The following is a 16,991-nucleotide window of genomic DNA, read 5'->3' as shown; positions in this document are numbered from 1 at the left end:
CTCGGTCCGCATTCCGCTGCGCTGCATGCGAACCGATCCACGGGCGAGCTACGCTCGTCCCGGACCCCTCCAGGGGAGGATCGGCGGCTATATGTTTGGGCTGCCCAGCTCCGTCATTCCGGGGCGCGCCTCTTAGCGCGAGCCCGGAATCCATTTGCCCACATGAGATGCCGCACGATGGATTTCCGGGCTCGCGCTGCGTGCGCCCCGGAATCACAGCGTTGACTCGGCGTGAGTGTCAGCCGGCCGCAGCAGCCGATGATGCAATACTACGCCTGTTTTGCCCGACGTCGCAAACGCGGCTTCGGCTACACCGAAATTGCTCAGCCTTTTCAACCCCATCGCTACTGTGCATGGGGTTGTTTTCTCATTTTTGTTTTAGAGGGGTGCCTACCCCGCCCCCGCGCGCTTCTTCTGCCAGACGAGGTGCACCGCGCAGGTGCAGCCCGGCGGATGCGAGCCGAGGTCCTTCGGCGTCTCGTCATTCGCGGGCGTCGCGGCAAACGCATTTTCCGCCTCCGGCTGGGACGGGATGTAGTTCAGCACCGGCGCGAGCCAGCGCTCGGCTTCCGCTACGCTCATGCCCTTGCGTGCGGCGTAGTCCTCAACCTGGTCGCGCTCGATCTTGCCGACGCCGAAATAATAGCTCGCAGGGTTTGCGAAATAGAGCCCTGAGACGGACGAGCCCGGCCACATCGCAAAGCTCTCGGTCAACTTCACGCCGGCCGTGTTTTCCGCATCGAGCAGTTCGAACAATGTCGCCTTCTCTGTGTGATCGGGCTGCGCGGGATAGCCGGGCGCGGGGCGAATGCCCTGATATTTTTCGAGGATCAGATCCTCGCTGGAGAGCGCCTCGTCCGGCGCATAGGCCCAGAACTCGCGGCGGACGCGGGCATGCATGCGCTCGGCGAAGGCTTCGGCCAGGCGGTCGGCCAGCGCCTTGCACAGGATCGAGGAATAGTCGTCGTTCGCCAGCTTGAAACGATCGGCGACCGCGTCCTCGCCGATGCCAGCGGTGACGACGAAGCCGCCGACATAGTCGGGCACGCCGGTGCCGACGGGCGCGACAAAGTCGGCGAGCGCCGCGTTGAAGCGGCCCTCGCGCTTTTCGAGCTGCTGGCGCAGCGTGTGCAGCGTCGCCATGCTCTTGGTCCGGCTTTCATCGGCATAGAGCACGATGTCGTCGCCTTGCGCATTCGCCGGCCAGAAGCCGATCGTCGCGCGTGCCCGGAACCATTTCTCCTTCACGATGGTGTCGAGCATCTTGCGCGCATCGTCGTAGAGCGAGCGCGCGACCTCGCCGACCTTGGGGTCGTGGAGAATGGCGGGGAAGCGCCCGGCGAGCTCCCAGGTCTGGAAGAACGGCGTCCAGTCGATGCAGTCGACGAGCTCGGCGAGGTCATAGTCGTCGAAGCTCTTGATGCCGAGGAAGGTCGGCTTCACCGGCTTGTTTGCTGCAAAGTCCACCGGCACGCGGTTGACGCGGGCAGCCGCCAGCTTCAGCCGCTTCTTGTCCGCCTGCGCACGCAAATGCGCCTCCGAGATCTTGGCGTATTCGGCGCGCACCTCGGCGGCATAGGCCTCGCGCTTCTCCGGCGAGAGCAGCGCGGAGGCCACGCCGACGGCGCGGCTGGCGTCGTTGACGTGCACGACCGGGCCGGCGCGATAGCTCGGGTCGATCTTCACCGCGGTATGCACGCGGCTCGTGGTGGCGCCGCCGATCAGCAGCGGCAGCTTGAGGCCTTCGCGCTGCAACTCGCCGGCGAAGAATGCCATCTCGTCGAGCGAGGGCGTGATCAGGCCGGACAGACCGACGATGTCCGCCTTCTCCGCCTTCACGGTCTCGACGATCTTGGCCGCCGGCACCATCACGCCAAGATCGATGACCTCGAAATTGTTGCACTGGAGCACGATGCCCACGATGTTCTTGCCGATATCGTGAACGTCGCCCTTCACGGTCGCGAGCACGATCTTGCCGGCGGACGAGGAGCCCTCCGTGCCGATGCCGTTCGCAAGATTGCGCGCCTTCTCCTCCTCCATGAACGGCATGAGATAAGCAACCGCCTGTTTCATGACACGCGCAGACTTCACCACCTGCGGCAAGAACATCTTGCCGTCGCCAAAGAGGTCGCCGACCACGTTCATGCCGGCCATCAGCGGTCCTTCGATCACGTCGAGCGGGCGCGAGGACAATTTGCGGGCCTCTTCCGTATCCTGCTCGATGAACTCGGTGATGCCGTGCACCAGCGCGTGGCTCAGCCGCTTCTCCACCGGCCATTCGCGCCAGGCGAGATCGGCTTCCTTGCTTTCCGTCTTCTTGCCGCGGAATTTTTCCGCGAGCGCCAGCAGACGTTCGGACGCACCCGGATCGCGATTGAGGACGACGTCCTCGCAGGTCTGGCGCAGCTCCGGATCGATGTCGTCATAGACGATCATCTGCCCGGCATTGACGATGCCCATGTCCATGCCGGCCTTGATGGCGTGATATAGGAACACCGAGTGCATGGCTTCGCGCACCGGCTCGTTGCCGCGGAACGAGAACGACAGATTGGACACGCCGCCGGAGATGTGCGCGCCGGGCAGGTTCCGGCGGATCCAGCGCGTCGCCTCGATGAAGTCGACGCCGTAATTGTTGTGCTCCTCGATGCCGGTCGCGATCGCAAAAATGTTGGGATCGAATATGATATCCTCGGGCGGGAAGCCGACGCGGTTGACGAGGATGTCGTAGGCGCGCTTGCAGATCTCGGTCTTGCGCGCGAACGTGTCGGCCTGGCCGACCTCGTCGAACGCCATGACGACCACGGCCGCGCCGTGGCGGCGGGCGATCTTGGCCTCGTGAATGAACTTGTCCTCGCCTTCCTTCATCGAGATCGAGTTGACGACCGGCTTGCCCTGCACGCATTTCAGGCCGGCCTCGATCACCGAGAATTTCGAGGAATCGACCATCACGGGGACGCGGGCGATGTCGGGCTCGGCGGCGACGAGGTTGAGGAAGGTCACCATCGCCGCCTCGGAATCGAGCAGGCCCTCGTCCATGTTGACGTCGATAATTTGCGCGCCGTTCTCGACTTGGTCGCGCGCGACCTGCAGCGCGGCAGTGTAGTCGCCGGCGGTGATCAGCTTGCGGAAGCGGGCCGATCCTGTGACGTTGGTGCGCTCACCGACATTGACGAAGGGGATCGCATCCGTCAGCACGAACGGCTCGAGGCCGGAGAGCCGCAAGCGCGGCGCGATCTCCGGCACGATGCGCGGCTTGTGCGTGGCCACGGCGGCGGCGATCGCTGCAATGTGGTCCGGTGTGGTACCGCAGCAGCCGCCGACGATGTTGACGAGGCCGTCACGGGCAAATTCGCCGATCAGGCGCGCCATGTACTCCGGGCTCTCGTCATACTGGCCGAACTCGTTCGGCAGGCCGGCATTGGGATAGGCACACACGAGCGTATCGGCGACGCGGCCGATATCGGCGATATGCGCGCGCAGGTCCTCGGCGCCAAGCGCGCAATTGAAGCCGATGGTGATCGGCCTCGCGTGGCGCACCGAATTCCAGAACCCTTCCGGCATCTGTCCGGAGAGCAGGCGGCCGGATTTGTCGGTAATGGTGCCCGATACCATCACCGGCATGTCGATTCCGAGTTCTTCCGTGATCTCGGCGATCGCGTAGAGCGCCGCCTTCGCGTTGAGCGTATCGAAGATGGTTTCGACCAGCAGCAGATCGACGCCGCCGTCGATCAGGCCGCGGATCTGCTCGCCATAGGATTTTCGCAAATCGTCGAAGGTGACGGCGCGGTAACCGGGATTGGAAACGTCGGGCGAAATCGAGGCGGTGCGGTTGGTCGGCCCGATGGCGCCGGCGACGAAGCGCGGCTTGCCGTCCTCGGCCGCGACGCGCCTTGCCGCATTGCCGGCGAGGCGGGCGCCTTCACGCGCCATCTCGTAGACGATGTCGGCGAGGTCGTAATCGGCCTGCGCGATCGAGGTCGTCGAGAACGTGTTGGTCGCGACGATGTCGGCACCGGCGCGCAAGTACGCGGCGTGGATGTCCTCGATCGCCTGCGGCTGGGTCAGGATCAAGAGATCGTTGTTACCGCGCAGGTCGCGGTGAAAGTTCTTGAAGCGCTCGCCGCGGAAGGCGGCCTCGTCGAGCTGGAGGTTCTGGATCATCGTGCCCATGGCGCCGTCGAGCACGAGGATGCGTTCGCGCGCGGCGTTGAGCAGGGCAGTTCGCTTGGGAGAGATGGTTCCGGTCATGTTGTCTTACGCCGCCTTCTGCGCGCTCTTGGCGCGAATGCCGAGCAAATGGCTGATCGCGAACACGAGATCGGCGCGGTTCATGGTGTAGAAATGGAAGGTGTCTACGCCGTGCTTGGCGAGCTTCTGCACCTGGCCGGCCGCAACGGTTGCGGCCACCAGCTTGCGGGTCTCGGCGTCGTCATCGAGGCCCTCGAATTTCGCGGCGAACCAGTCCGGAACGGTGGTGCCAGCGCGGGTGACGAAATTACGAGCCTGCTTGAAATTGTGCATGGGCATGATGCCCGGCACGATCGGGATGTTGATGCCGCGGCCGCGGACGCGGTCGAGATAGCGGAAGTAGAGGTCGTTATCGAAGAACACCTGGGTGATCGCGCGCGACGCACCCGCATCGACCTTGGCCTTCAGCGTGTCGATGTCGGCATCGAAGTCGCGCGCCTCGGGGTGCTTCTCGGGATAGGCGGATACGGACACTTCGATGTCGGAATGCCGTTTCTTGATGGCGGCAACGAGTGCGGCGGACGTCTGGTAGCCGTCGGGATGGCTGAAGTAGGGCGTGCCGATGCCGCCAACGGGATCACCGCGCAAGGCCACGATGTGGCGGACGCCGACCTCGTGATAGCGGTCGACGATCTCGTCGATCTCGCCGCGCGAGGCGCCGACGCAGGTCAGATGCGCCGCCGGCAGCAGCGCGGTTTCCTTCAGGATGCGGGAAATGGTGGAGTGGGTGCGCTCGCGGGTCGAGCCGCCGGCGCCGTAGGTCACCGAGACGAATTGCGGGTCGAGCGGCGCGAGGCGGTTGATGGTGTCCCAGAGATTCCGCTCCATCTCCTCGGTCTTGGGCGGAAAAAACTCGAAGGAGATCGCAGGCCGCTTCAGGTGCCCGTCTTGCCCGTTGGCTTGGCCAGGCGTCGTCACGTCAGTCATGGCACCATTCACTCCAAATTTCAGCCGGCGGTCGTCTACCTCGCGGAGACCTAAAATAGGGCAAAGGCGGTCTAGTCGACAGCCCATCAGGGATGGGAAATTGCCCACCAAGGATGTGACTAGAAGGAATTCTGGCGCAGTTTGCGATCTCATTGGGAAAAACCATCCAGAGACGTAATGTATTGATACAAAAGTGCTATTGTCGATATTGCCCTTTTCTTCGTTCCGATTTGGCAGGTGGGCAGACCGAATTTTGGCACATGGAGGTAACAATTGTCCCAATCGGGTGTCTCAGCGTACCCGCGAAGCCCTTACACGTCAGGCCTGCGCAGCCTGCCATTGCCGCCGCACAGCCCTTCGTTACGTTAACGCGCCATGATCCCGCTCTCACTCCTCGACCTGTCGGTCGTCACCACCGGTACCAAGCCCGCCGCGGCGCTGCGCAACAGCATCGATCTGGCACGCCACGTCGACGGGCTCGGCTATCTCCGCTATTGGCTCGCCGAGCATCACAACCTCGCCTCCGTCGCGAGCCCCGCGCCCGACGTGATGATCGGGCAGATCGCGGCGGTGACGAAGCACCTGCGCGTCGGCTCCGGCGGTGTGATGCTGCCCAACCACGCGCCGCTGGTCGTGGCCGAGCGCTTCAAGATGCTGGAGGCGCTGTTTCCCGGACGTATCGACCTCGGTCTCGGCCGCGCCCCGGGCACCGACGGCGCTACCGCCTACGCGCTGCGCAGCCGGCTCGACCGCCGCGAGGGCGACGATTTTCTTGAGCGGCTGCACGAACTGATCTTGTGGGAGACCCGCGAATTCCCCTCGGGCCACCCTTACAACAGCGTCGTCGCCATGCCTGACGACACCGCCCTGCCGCCGATCTGGCTGCTCGGCTCGAGCGATTATTCCTCGGAGCTCGCCGCGCAGGTCGGCATGGGCTTCGCCTTCGCCCATCATTTCGCTTCCCACGACGCGATCGATGCGATGGTGCATTACCGCAACCGCTTCCAGCCCTCCGCCTGGCGCGCCAGCCCGCATGCGATCCTCGCGGTCGCGGCCATCGTGGCCGACACAGATGAGGAGGCCGAAAGGCTCGCCAGCTCCTTCGACCTCAACCGCCTTCGCCGCGACCGCGGTCAATATCTTCCGCTGCCGAGTATCGAGGAGGCGCTGGCCTATCCCTACACGGACGCCGAGCGCATCTCGATCCTCCGCAACCGCTCGCGCCTGTTCGTCGGCAGCCCGGCAACCGTGCAGAAGAAGCTTCAGCCGCTGATCTATGCGAGCAAGCCGGACGAGCTGATGGTGATCACCGCCGTGTATGACCACGAGGCGCGGAAGAAATCATATTCGCTGCTGGCGGAGGCGTTCGGGCTGGCGAAGCAGGCGTCCTAGTCACTCACCGTCATTCCGGGGCGATGCGAAGCATCGAACCCGGAATCTCGAGGTTCCGGGTTCACGCTTCGCGTGTCCCGGAACGACAGTTATCAATCCTGCGCCTCGTTGAACGTCGCGCGGAACGGATGCCCCGGATACACGCCGACAATGCGGAATTCGCGCGAGAAGAATTTCAGCTCCTCGATGGCAAAGGCGAGGCCCTTGTCGTCGGGATGTCCGTCGACGTCGGCATAGAACTGCGTGGCGAAGAAATTGCCGTCGACCATGTAGCTTTCGAGCTTGGTCATGTTGACGCCGTTGGTGGCAAAGCCGCCGAGCGCCTTGTAGAGCGCGGCCGGCAAATTGCGCACCCGGAAGACGAACGTCGTGACCAGCGGGCCCGAGCCTTGGGCTGCCCATTTCGGCTCGCGCGCCAGCACCACGAAGCGCGTGGTGTTGTGGGCCTCGTCCTCGATGTCCTCGGCGAGGATGTCGAGGCCGTAAATTTTCGCGGCCAGGCGCGAGGCGATCGCGGCGACGGTCTTGTCCTTGCGCTCGGAAATGTCGCGGGCGCTGCCGGCAGTGTCCGCGTGCACGATTGGCTTGATGCCGAGCTTGCGGATGATGCGCCGGCACTGGCCGAGTGCGTGGACATGGCTCTCCACGCTCTTGACGTCATCGAGCTTGGTACCCTTCACCGCCATCAGCTGATGTCGAACGGGCAGAAACCATTCGCCGATGATGAAGAGGCCGGAGGCCGGCAGCAGGTGATGGATGTCAGCGACGCGGCCCGCGACCGAATTCTCGATCGGGATCATGCCGAGATCGGCCTCGCCGGACGAGATCGCTGACAGCGCGTCCTCGAAGGTGGCGCAGGGCATCGGCTCTGCCTCAGGATAGGCCTCGACGATGGCGATGTGGGAATTGGCCCCAGGCTCGCCCTGGAATGCGACTTTCAGCTTGCTCATGGTCGGTCTTGTAACAGCGGCTCAGGATTTGGAAAGGATGCTGCGCGCGGTTTCGAGGTCGGGCGGCGTGTCCACGCCACGGGGCACGCTGTCGACGACCATGATGTCGATGCGCATGCCGGCTTCCACCGCCCGGAGTTGCTCAAGATTTTCCTGAACTTCCAGGGGAGACCGTGGCAGCGACACGAATCGATCCAGCGCCGCGCGGCGGTACGCGTAGAGTCCGATATGGTGGTAACGCGGTCCGTCGCCGTAGGGAGCCGTGGCACGGGTAAAATAGAGCGCCCGCAGCCGCCGCGGCCCGATCGGCGAGCCTACCGCCTTCACGACGCTCGGGGCGAGATCCTCCTCCTCGGTGTGGATCTGCGAGGCCAGCGTCACGATATCGACGGCAGGCTCGGTAAAGGGTGGCAGCACCTCGCGGATGGTCTGCGGCGTGATGGTCGGGAAATCGCCCTGGAGATTGATCACGATCTCGGCCTTGCCGTCCGGATCGAGCTTCTGCATGGCCTCGTGGATGCGGTCCGAGCCCGAGGGATGGTCCGGGCGGGTCATCACCGCCTCACCGCCATGGGCTGTGACGACCGAGGCGATCTCCGCCGTGTCGGTTGCGACCGCGACCCGGCCGATTGCAGCGGCCTCGGCGCGGCGCAGCACGTGCACGATCATCGGCTGGCCCGCGATATCGGCGAGCGGCTTGCCGGGCAGGCGGGTGGCGGCCATGCGGGCCGGGATCAGCACCAGGATGCGGGGATCGATCATTGGGTCAAGGGCCTGGAAACGGAGCGCTTTCCGCGCCGAGAAATGGCATGGGGACGGGCTGAAAGCCCGGTCGCTTATACGGGTTGCCAGACCCGGGGCAAACCGATATCTCAATGACAAAACTCGGGGAAACAATAAGGAACGTTTTCTCCCGAGGCTCGTCCTGGCGGCCGCTTGGGCCGCCGTTTCCTTCTTGCGGTGGGGCCTGGCCGGAAATGGATTCTTTCGAACTCAACAAGATTCTCGGTGCTGTTCTTGGCACCTGTCTCGTGCTGCTCGTGACGAGCTTCACCGCCCAGGCGCTTTTCTCGCCGAAGATGCCGGAAAAGCCGGGCTTCGAGATCGCGGTGAAGGAAGATGCTGGCCACGGCAAGGAGGGCGGCGCCGCCGCTGCAGCCTCCTCGGAGCCGATCGAAAAGCTGCTCCAGACCGCCTCCGTCGAAAAGGGCGCGGCGGCGGCCAAGAAGTGTGGCGCCTGTCATACCTTCGAAAAGGGCGGCCCGAATCGCGTCGGTCCGAACCTTTATGGCGTTGTCGGCGAGCCGAAGGGCGAAGGCCGCGGGTTCAACTTCTCGGCCGCCATGAAAGCCAAGGGCGGCACCTGGACGTTCGACGATCTCAACAAGTTCATCGCCAATCCGAAGGGCTTCATCCCGGGCACTGCAATGGGCTTCGCTGGTATCCCGAAGGATTCCGAGCGGGCCGACGTCATTGCCTATCTGAATTCGTTGTCGGAGCATCCGCAGCCGCTGCCGACGGCGTCTAAGTAAGCCTCAAAATTCTCTCTTGGAATCTGCGGCCAGGCTGAAAAGCCTGGCCGTTTGCTTATCCGGCCTCGCGGCGACGTCATCGGGGCGTTTGGCCGCATCCGATAGGCCGGCTGGGCTTTCAAGATGAGCAAAAAGCAACCTACTCGGTCGAAACCTCGCCTATATTGGGAACTTAAAGGAGTAGCCTCCTTCAAGACAGGGAATGTTGATTTGGCCATTACCCGACGCGATCTCCTGCTCTCCGGCACTGCGGCCGCAGCTCTCCCCGCCCTCGGTTCCATGGGCCGCGTTTCCGTCATCGGCACGGCAGCGGCGCAATCAGCCAATGAAAACGGGCTTCCTTGGCGCCATGCTCTGTCGCTGTTCGGCGATATCAAGTACCCCGCCGACTTCAAGCGCTTCGATTACGTCAATCCGGATGCGCCCAAAGGCGGCGTTGCCCGCCTGATCTCGATCGGCACCTTCGACAATTTCAACCTCGCGGTCGCCGGCATCAAGGGCTCCCTCGCTCCAGCCGCGGCGATGATCTACGAAACGCTCATGACCCGGGCGCAGGACGAGGTGGCGACCGAGTACGGCGAGCTTGCCGAGGCGGCACAACATCCGGACGATTTTTCCTGGGTGATCTATCGCCTGCGCAAGGAAGCCCGCTGGCATGACGGCAAGCCGGTGACGCCGGAGGACGTCATTTTCTCGCTGGAGACGTTCAAGCAGCAGAGCCCCATGTACGCGTCCTACTATCGCCACGTGAGCAAGGCGGAGAAAGTTGGCGAGCGCGACGTCAAGTTCAGCTTCGACGGGCCGGGCAACCGCGAACTGCCGACCATCGTCGGCGAATTGACCGTGCTGCCGAAACATTGGTGGGAAGGCACCGACGCCCAGGGGCGCAAACGCGACGTCAGCGCGACCACGCTGGAGATCCCGCTGGGCTCCGGGCCGTACCGGATCAAGGAATTCGTGGCGGGACGCTCGATCAAGCTGGAGCGGGTGAAAGATCATTGGGGTGCCAATCTCCCCAGCCAGATCGGCACCAACAATTTCGACGAGCTGCGCTTCGAGTTCTTCCGTGACAACCTCGTGGCGCTGGAAGCCTTTAAGGCCGACCAGGCCGACTGGATCGCGGAAAACTCCGCCAAGCAATGGGCGACGGCCTACGACTTCCCGGCGGTCGCGGAGAAGCGGGTCATCAAGGAAGAATTTCCGATCAACGATTCCGGCCGCATGCAGGCCTTCGTCGTCAACATCAGGCGTCCCCAATTCAAGGACGCGCGGGTGCGGCGCGCCTTCAACTATGCCTTCGATTTCGAGGAGATGAACAAGCAGCTCTTCTTCGGTCAGTACAAGCGCATCAACAGCTATTTCGAAGGCACGGAACTCGCCGCGACCGGGCTGCCCCAGGGGGAGGAGCTGCAGATCCTTGAAACGGTAAAGGACAAGGTGCCGCCGGAAGTTTTCACCACGCCTTACCAGAATCCGGTCGGCGGCACTCCAGAGGCCGTGCGCGCCAATCTGCGCGAAGCGGCAAAGCTGCTGAAAGAGGCCGGTTTCGAAGTCCGCGACCACAAGCTGGTAGACGCCTCGGGCAAGGTTCTGACGATCGAAATCCTGGTGCAGGATCCCTCATCAGAGCGAATCGCACTGTTCTACAAGCCGTCGCTGGAGCGAATCGGCGTCAATGCGTCGGTTCGTACCGTCGACGATGCGCAGTACCAGAACCGGCTGCGCAGCTTCGACTTCGACATGATCATCGATCAGTGGGGCGAGTCGCTCTCGCCGGGCAACGAGCAACGCGAGTTCTGGGGCTCGCAGGCGGCCGACGTGCCTGGTGCGCGCAACACCATCGGCATCAAGAACCCTGCCGTGGATGCCTTGATCGAGAAGGTGATCTTCGCCAAGGATCGCGCTGGCCTCGTCGCCGCCACCCATGCGCTCGATCGCGTGCTGCTCTGGAATTTCTACGTGGTTCCGCAGTTCACCTATCCGTTCGCGCGCTATGCCCGCTGGGATCGCTTCAGCCACGCCGAGCCAATGCCGAAATATGGACGGTCCGGCCTGCCGACGCTGTGGTGGTATGACGCCGAAAAAGCGGCGCGGATCGGAAAACGCTCTTGAGGGAGCCTTTGCGCATGGCGCAGCTTTCACGCCGGCATGTGCTTGCCCTGGGTGCCGCCGGTGCGCTCGGCGCCGCCTGGCAGCGCGGCGCAACGGCATCGGAAATGCCGCCCGAGGCCCACGGCATCTCGGCGTTCGGCGATCTCAAATATCCCGCCGATTTCCATCATTTCGATTATATCAATCCGGGCGCGCCGAAGGGCGGCACGTTCTCGCTCATCCCGTCGGCGAAATCGTATAACCAGTCCTACCAGACCTTCAACTCGCTCAATGCCTTCATCCTCAAGGGCGACGGCGCGCAAGGCATGGACATGACGTTTTCGCCGCTGATGGTGCGGGCGAGTGACGAGCCGGACGCGATGTACGGGCTGGCCGCCAAATCCGTGCAGATATCGCCGGACCGGCTGGTCTATCGCTTCACGATGCGGCCGGAGGCGAAATTCCACGACGGCACCAAGCTCACCGCGCATGATGCCGCGTTCTCACTGACCGCGCTGAAGACCAAGGGGCATCCGCTGCTCATCGTGCAGCTCCGCGACATGGTGAGCGCGGAAGCGATCGACGATGCCACGCTCGTTGTCACCTTTGCCAAGGGGCGGGCGCGCGACGTGCCGCTCTATGCCGCGGGCCTGCCGATCTTTTCGAAAGCGTATTACGCGTCCCGGCCGTTCGACGAATCGACGCTGGATATTCCGCTCGGCTCGGGGCCGTACAGGGTCGGGAGATTCGAGGTCAATCGCTACATCGAATTCGAGCGGGTCAAGGACTGGTGGGCTGCCGATCTGCCGGTTTGCCGCGGCAGCTACAATTTCGACGTCGTGCGTTATGAATTCTATCGCGACCGTGATGTCGCCTTCGAAGGCTTCACCGGCAAGAACTATCTCTACCGTGAGGAATTCACCTCACGCATCTGGGCGACGCGCTATGACTTCCCGGCCGTCAAGGATGGTCGCGTCAAGCTCGAGGTCGTGCCCGACGAAACGCCGTCAGGCGCGCAGGGCTGGTTCATCAACACGCGGCGTGACAAGTTCAAAGACCCCCGCGTGCGCGAAGCCCTCATCAATGCCTTTGACTTCGAGTGGACCAACAAGACTATCATGTACGGCGCTTATGCCCGTACGGTGTCACCGTTCCAGAACTCGGATCTCATGGCGGGCGACGCGCCTCCTTCGCCGGACGAGCTGAAACTGCTGGAGCCGTTTCGCGGCCATGTGCCGGACGACGTGTTCGCGGCCCCATTCACGCCGCCGGTCTCGGACGGCTCCGGGCAAGACCGGAGCCTGCTGCGCAAGGCGCAGCAATTGCTAAACGAAGCCGGTGTCCCGATCAAGGATGGCAAGCGGGTGCTGCCGAACGGAGAGGTGTTCAGGATCGAATTCCTGCTGGACGAGCCCTCCTTCCAGCCGCACCACGCGCCCTACATCAAGAACCTGGGGACGCTCGGCATCGAAGCGAGCGTGCGCCTCGTCGATGCCGTGCAATACAGGGCGCGCCAGGAAGAGTTCGACTTCGATATGACGATCCAGCGCTTCAGCATGTCGGCGACGCCCGGCGACGCCATGCGCGCATTCTTTTCTTCGCAGGTCGCTGCGACCAAAGGCTCATACAATCTCGCAGGCGTCGCCAGCCCGGCCATCGACGCCATGATCGAAAAGATCATGGCGGCGGACAGCCGAGAAGATTTGACCATCGCGTGCCGCGCCTTCGACCGTCTGTTCCGCGCCGGCCGATATTGGGTGCCGCAATGGTACAACAAGACGCACCGGCTGGCTTATTGGGATCAGTTCGGCCACCCTCAGAAGCTGCCGCGTTATGCCAACGGCGTCGGCGCACCCGACATCTGGTGGCGTGAACCCGCCAAGGCCGCCAAGCTCGAGCAGGCGAAATAATCATGAGCGCCTATATCGCCCGCCGCATCCTCTTGATGATCCCGACGCTGCTCGGGATTCTCTTCGTGTCCTTTATCGTCGTGCAGTTCGCGCCGGGTGGCCCGGTCGAGCGCGTGATCGCGCAGCTCTCCGGCGCCGACACCGGCGGCAGCTCGCGCATATCGGGCGGCGGCGACTTCGCTCAGCGTGCACCGGGGCAAGTCGGGGCCGGTGGCGACGCTATCAACTCGAAATATCGCGGCGCGCAAGGTCTTGATCCTGACTTCATCAAGAAGCTCGAGGTACAGTTCGGTTTCGACAAGCCGGCACCGGAACGCTTTCTCCTGATGGTCTGGAATTTCGCGCGCTTCGATTTCGGCAAGAGCTATTTCCGCGATGTCAGCGTGATCCAGCTGATCAAGGAGAAGCTGCCGGTCTCGATTTCGCTCGGGATCTGGCTGACTCTGATTACTTATCTGATCTCGATCCCACTTGGCATCCGCAAGGCGGTCAAGGACGGCACGCGCTTCGACACCTGGACGTCGACCGTGCTCGTGCTCGGCTATGCCATTCCCGGATTTCTGTTCGCCATCCTCCTCATCATCCTGTTTGCCGGCGGCTCGTTCTTCAACTGGTTCCCGCTGCGTGGACTGACCTCGGACGGCTGGTCGCAGTTTCCCTGGTATTGGAAGATCCTCGATTATTTCTGGCATCTGACGCTGCCGCTGATCGCCATGGGGCTCGGCGCGTTCACCACCATGACGTTCCTGACCAAGAATTCGTTCCTGGACGAGATTCGCAAGCAGTATGTCATGACCGCGCGCGCCAAGGGGTGCAGCGAGGGCCGGGTGCTTTACGGCCATGTGTTCCGCAATGCGATGCTGATCGTGATCGCCGGTTTTCCAGGGACGTTCATCCACGCCTTCTTCTCGGGCTCGCTGCTGATCGAGACCATCTTCTCGCTGGACGGGCTCGGGCTGCTCAGTTTCGAGAGCGTGCTCAACCGTGACTATCCCGTGGTGTTCGGCACGCTCTACATCTTTTCGTTGGTCGGCCTCGTGATCAACCTGATCTCCGACCTGACCTATATGTGGATCGACCCCCGGATCGATTTCGAGGCGCGGGAGGTCTGATGACAATTATCGCGCCGACGCCGATCGAGACCACGACGCAGTCTCCGCTGGGTGAGGTCGTTCCAATCACGCGCAAGTCGTTCGCGCCTTCGCCGCTCAACCGGCGGCGATGGCAGAACTTCAAGGCGAACCGCCGCGGCTATTGGTCGTTCTGGATGTTCATTATTCTGTTCGTGGTCTCGCTGTTCGCCGAGTTGATCGCCAACGACCGGCCTTTCCTGATCAAGTTCGACGGCCGGCTCTATTGGCCGGCCTTCGTGACCTATTCGGAAACCACCTTCGGCGGCGACTTCGAGACTGCGGCCGACTACCGCGATCCCTTTTTGCAGAAGCTGATCAAGGACAAGGGCGGCAGCATCGTCTGGCCGCTGATCCGCTATTCTTACGATACCCACAATCTTGACCTGCCGACGCCGGCGCCGTCGCCGCCGACCTGGATGCTGACCGAGAAGCAATGCAAGCCGGTGGTGGAGAAGAAGGGGCTGAAGAGCTGCCGCGACCTCGAATACAACTGGCTCGGCACCGACGATCAGGGACGCGACGTGGTCGCACGACTGATCTACGGCTTCCGCATCTCGGTGCTGTTCGGCCTGTGTCTCACCATCATCTCGTCGGTGATCGGCATCGCGGCGGGGGCGGTGCAGGGCTATTTCGGCGGTCGGGTCGATCTCATCTTCCAGCGCTTCATCGAGATCTGGACGGCGATTCCCTCGCTCTACCTTCTCCTGATCCTGTCCTCGGTCCTCGTGCCCGGCTTCTTCGTGCTGCTCGGCATCCTGTTGCTGTTCTCCTGGGTCTCACTGGTGGGTCTCGTGCGGGCCGAGTTCCTGCGCGGGCGCAACTTCGAATACATTCAGGCGGCGCGGGCGCTTGGCGTGTCTAATCAGGTCATCATGTTCCGCCACCTGCTGCCGAACGCCATGGTCGCGACCATGACGTTCCTGCCCTTCATCGTGTCGAGCTCGGTGATGACGCTGACGGCGCTCGATTTCCTGGGCTTCGGCCTGCCGCCGGGATCGCCTTCGCTGGGCGAATTGCTGTCCCAGGCGAAAGCCAATGTGCAAGCACCTTGGCTCGGCTTCTCCGGCTTCTTCTCGGTCGCGATCATGCTGTCGCTCTTGATCTTCATCGGCGAAGCCGTGCGCGACGCCTTCGATCCGCGCAAGACGTTCAGGTGAGCCAATGGACGCGATCAACCAGCCTCTGCTCAGCGTGCGCGATCTCTCTGTCGCCTTCCACCAGGGCGGCGCTACCACGCTCGCGGTCGACAAGGTCTCGTTCCAGATCAAGCGCGGCGAATGCGTGGCGCTGGTGGGCGAATCCGGCTCCGGCAAATCGGTCAGCGCGCTCTCGATCCTGAAGCTGCTGCCCTATCCGAACGCCTCGCATCCCTCCGGCAGCATCCGCTTCAAAGGGCAGGAGCTGATCGACCAGTCCGAGCAGCAGATGCGGGGGATTCGCGGCAGCGACATCTCCATCATCTTCCAGGAGCCGATGACCTCGCTCAATCCGCTGCACACGATCGAGGCGCAGATCGGCGAGATGATCCAGCTGCATAATCCGACCAGCAATGCCGAGGCGCGCAAGCGGACGCTCGAGCTATTGACCCAGGTCGGTATTCCCGAGCCGGAGACGCGGCTGAAGAGCTATCCGCACCAGCTCTCCGGTGGCCAGCGCCAGCGCGTGATGATCGCGATGGCGCTCGCCAATGAGCCGGACCTCTTGATTGCGGACGAGCCGACCACGGCGCTCGACGTCACCGTGCAGGCGCAGATCCTGGCGCTGCTCGCTGAGATTCGCGCGCGGCTCGGCATGAGCCTGCTCTTCATCACCCACGATCTCGGTATCGTCCGCCGCATCGCCGATACGGTCTGCGTCATGAAGGGCGGCGTGATCGTCGAGCACGGGCCGGTCGAGCAGGTCTTCAAGAGCCCGAAGCATCCCTATACGCGCGACCTGCTCGCGGCGGAGCCGAAGCCCGATCCGGCGCCGCCGCAGCCGGGTGCGCCGTTAGTGATGTCGGCCAACGATCTGAGGGTCTGGTTCCCGATCAAGCGCGGCTTGATGCGCAAGACGGTCGGCCACATCAAGGCGGTCGACGGCGTCAGCCTCGCCGTGCGCAAGGGCGAGACGCTCGGCGTCGTCGGCGAATCCGGCTCGGGCAAGACCACGCTGGGGCTCGCATTGCTAAGGCTGATCTCGTCGAACGGCCGGATCGTGTTCCTGGGCAAGGACATCCAGGGCTTGCGCTTCAAGGAAATGCGGCCCTTCCGGCGCGACATGCAGATCGTGTTCCAGGACCCGTTCGGCTCGCTCAGCCCGCGCATGTCGGTCGCCGACATCATCGCCGAAGGGCTCTCCGTGCACCAGCCGAATCTCTCGCGTGAGGAGCGCGAGGGCCGCGTCGTCAAGGCGCTCGAGGATGTCGGACTCAATCCAGAGACGCGCTTCCGCTATCCCCATGAATTCTCCGGCGGCCAGCGCCAACGTATCAGCATCGCCCGGGCGGTGGTGCTGGAGCCGGATTTCGTCGTGTTAGACGAGCCGACCAGCGCGCTCGACATGCTGTTCCAGGCGCAGATGGTCGATCTGTTGCGGGAGCTCCAGCGCAAGCGCGAGCTCACCTACATGTTCATCTCGCACGATCTGCGCGTCGTCGCCTCGCTCGCCAGCCATCTCATCGTGATGCGCGGCGGCAAAGTGGTTGAGGAGGGGCAGGCCGCCGAGCTGTTCAAGAACCCGAAGACGGATTACACCCGAGCGCTGTTCGCCGCCGCGTTCCGGCTGGAGACTGCGGGCAACGGCTCGGTGGCGACGTAGTGCTTCACC

The 16,991-nt window shown here is 63.3% G+C and carries 11 protein-coding genes; 7 read left to right on the top strand and 4 right to left on the bottom strand.

What is annotated here, in order from left to right; genetic code table 11:
• Positions 1 to 390: 390 nt before the first annotated feature.
• Both metH and metF read right to left on the bottom strand, forming a co-directional pair.
• Complete coding sequence (gene metH / locus IVA92_RS04050; RefSeq protein ID WP_247277856.1) at positions 391 to 4,248, bottom strand: methionine synthase; 3,858 nt, start codon at positions 4,246 to 4,248, stop codon at positions 391 to 393.
• A 6-nt stretch (positions 4,249 to 4,254) separates the two neighbouring features.
• Positions 4,255 to 5,175, bottom strand: a complete 921-nt coding sequence (gene metF, locus IVA92_RS04045) for a methylenetetrahydrofolate reductase [NAD(P)H] (RefSeq protein ID WP_247277855.1) — start codon at positions 5,173 to 5,175, stop codon at positions 4,255 to 4,257.
• Between the two features lie 375 nt (positions 5,176 to 5,550).
• Between metF and IVA92_RS04040 the strand changes: the two genes are divergently transcribed.
• Complete coding sequence (locus tag IVA92_RS04040) at positions 5,551 to 6,567, top strand: LLM class flavin-dependent oxidoreductase (RefSeq protein ID WP_247277854.1); 1,017 nt, start codon at positions 5,551 to 5,553, stop codon at positions 6,565 to 6,567.
• 92 nt (positions 6,568 to 6,659) lie between these two features.
• On the opposite strand, the gene IVA92_RS04035 is transcribed toward IVA92_RS04040, so the two are convergent.
• Positions 6,660 to 7,517 (bottom strand): prephenate dehydratase, encoded by an 858-nt coding sequence (locus IVA92_RS04035; RefSeq protein ID WP_247277853.1) that lies wholly within the window; start codon positions 7,515 to 7,517, stop codon positions 6,660 to 6,662.
• A 21-nt stretch (positions 7,518 to 7,538) separates the two neighbouring features.
• Positions 7,539 to 8,279 carry a 3-deoxy-manno-octulosonate cytidylyltransferase gene (locus IVA92_RS04030; RefSeq protein ID WP_247277852.1) on the bottom strand — a complete coding sequence of 247 codons (741 nt, stop codon included), beginning with the start codon at positions 8,277 to 8,279 and terminating at the stop codon, positions 7,539 to 7,541.
• A 215-nt stretch (positions 8,280 to 8,494) separates the two neighbouring features.
• Between IVA92_RS04030 and IVA92_RS04025 the strand changes: the two genes are divergently transcribed.
• The 6 genes from IVA92_RS04025 (at position 8,495) to IVA92_RS04000 (ending at position 16,982) form a co-directional block, all read left to right on the top strand.
• Positions 8,495 to 9,049 (top strand): cytochrome c family protein, encoded by a 555-nt coding sequence (locus IVA92_RS04025; protein WP_247277851.1) that lies wholly within the window; start codon positions 8,495 to 8,497, stop codon positions 9,047 to 9,049.
• Positions 9,050 to 9,259: 210 nt separating this feature from the next.
• The gene (locus IVA92_RS04020; protein WP_247277850.1) at positions 9,260 to 11,161 is read left to right on the top strand and encodes an extracellular solute-binding protein; all 1,902 of its coding nucleotides are present in this window, start codon (positions 9,260 to 9,262) and stop codon (positions 11,159 to 11,161) included.
• A 14-nt stretch (positions 11,162 to 11,175) separates the two neighbouring features.
• Entirely contained in the window at positions 11,176 to 13,050 is a 1,875-nt protein-coding gene (locus IVA92_RS04015; RefSeq protein ID WP_247277849.1) for an extracellular solute-binding protein, read from the top strand.
• Between the two features lie 2 nt (positions 13,051 to 13,052).
• Positions 13,053 to 14,162 carry a microcin C ABC transporter permease YejB gene (locus tag IVA92_RS04010; RefSeq protein ID WP_247277848.1) on the top strand — a complete coding sequence of 370 codons (1,110 nt, stop codon included), beginning with the start codon at positions 13,053 to 13,055 and terminating at the stop codon, positions 14,160 to 14,162.
• Entirely contained in the window at positions 14,162 to 15,340 is a 1,179-nt protein-coding gene (locus IVA92_RS04005) for an ABC transporter permease (protein ID WP_247277847.1), read from the top strand. Before IVA92_RS04010 ends, IVA92_RS04005 begins: the two co-directional genes overlap by 1 nt.
• Positions 15,341 to 15,344: 4 nt before the next feature.
• On the top strand, positions 15,345 to 16,982 hold the full coding sequence (locus IVA92_RS04000; protein ID WP_247277846.1) for an ABC transporter ATP-binding protein: 1,638 nt from the start codon (positions 15,345 to 15,347) through the stop codon (positions 16,980 to 16,982).
• Positions 16,983 to 16,991 lie beyond the last annotated feature (9 nt).

The organism is Bradyrhizobium sp. 154 (assembly GCF_023073875.1).
Taxonomy (GTDB): domain Bacteria; phylum Pseudomonadota; class Alphaproteobacteria; order Rhizobiales; family Xanthobacteraceae; genus Bradyrhizobium.
This window is presented reverse-complemented; position numbering and strand designations above follow the sequence as displayed.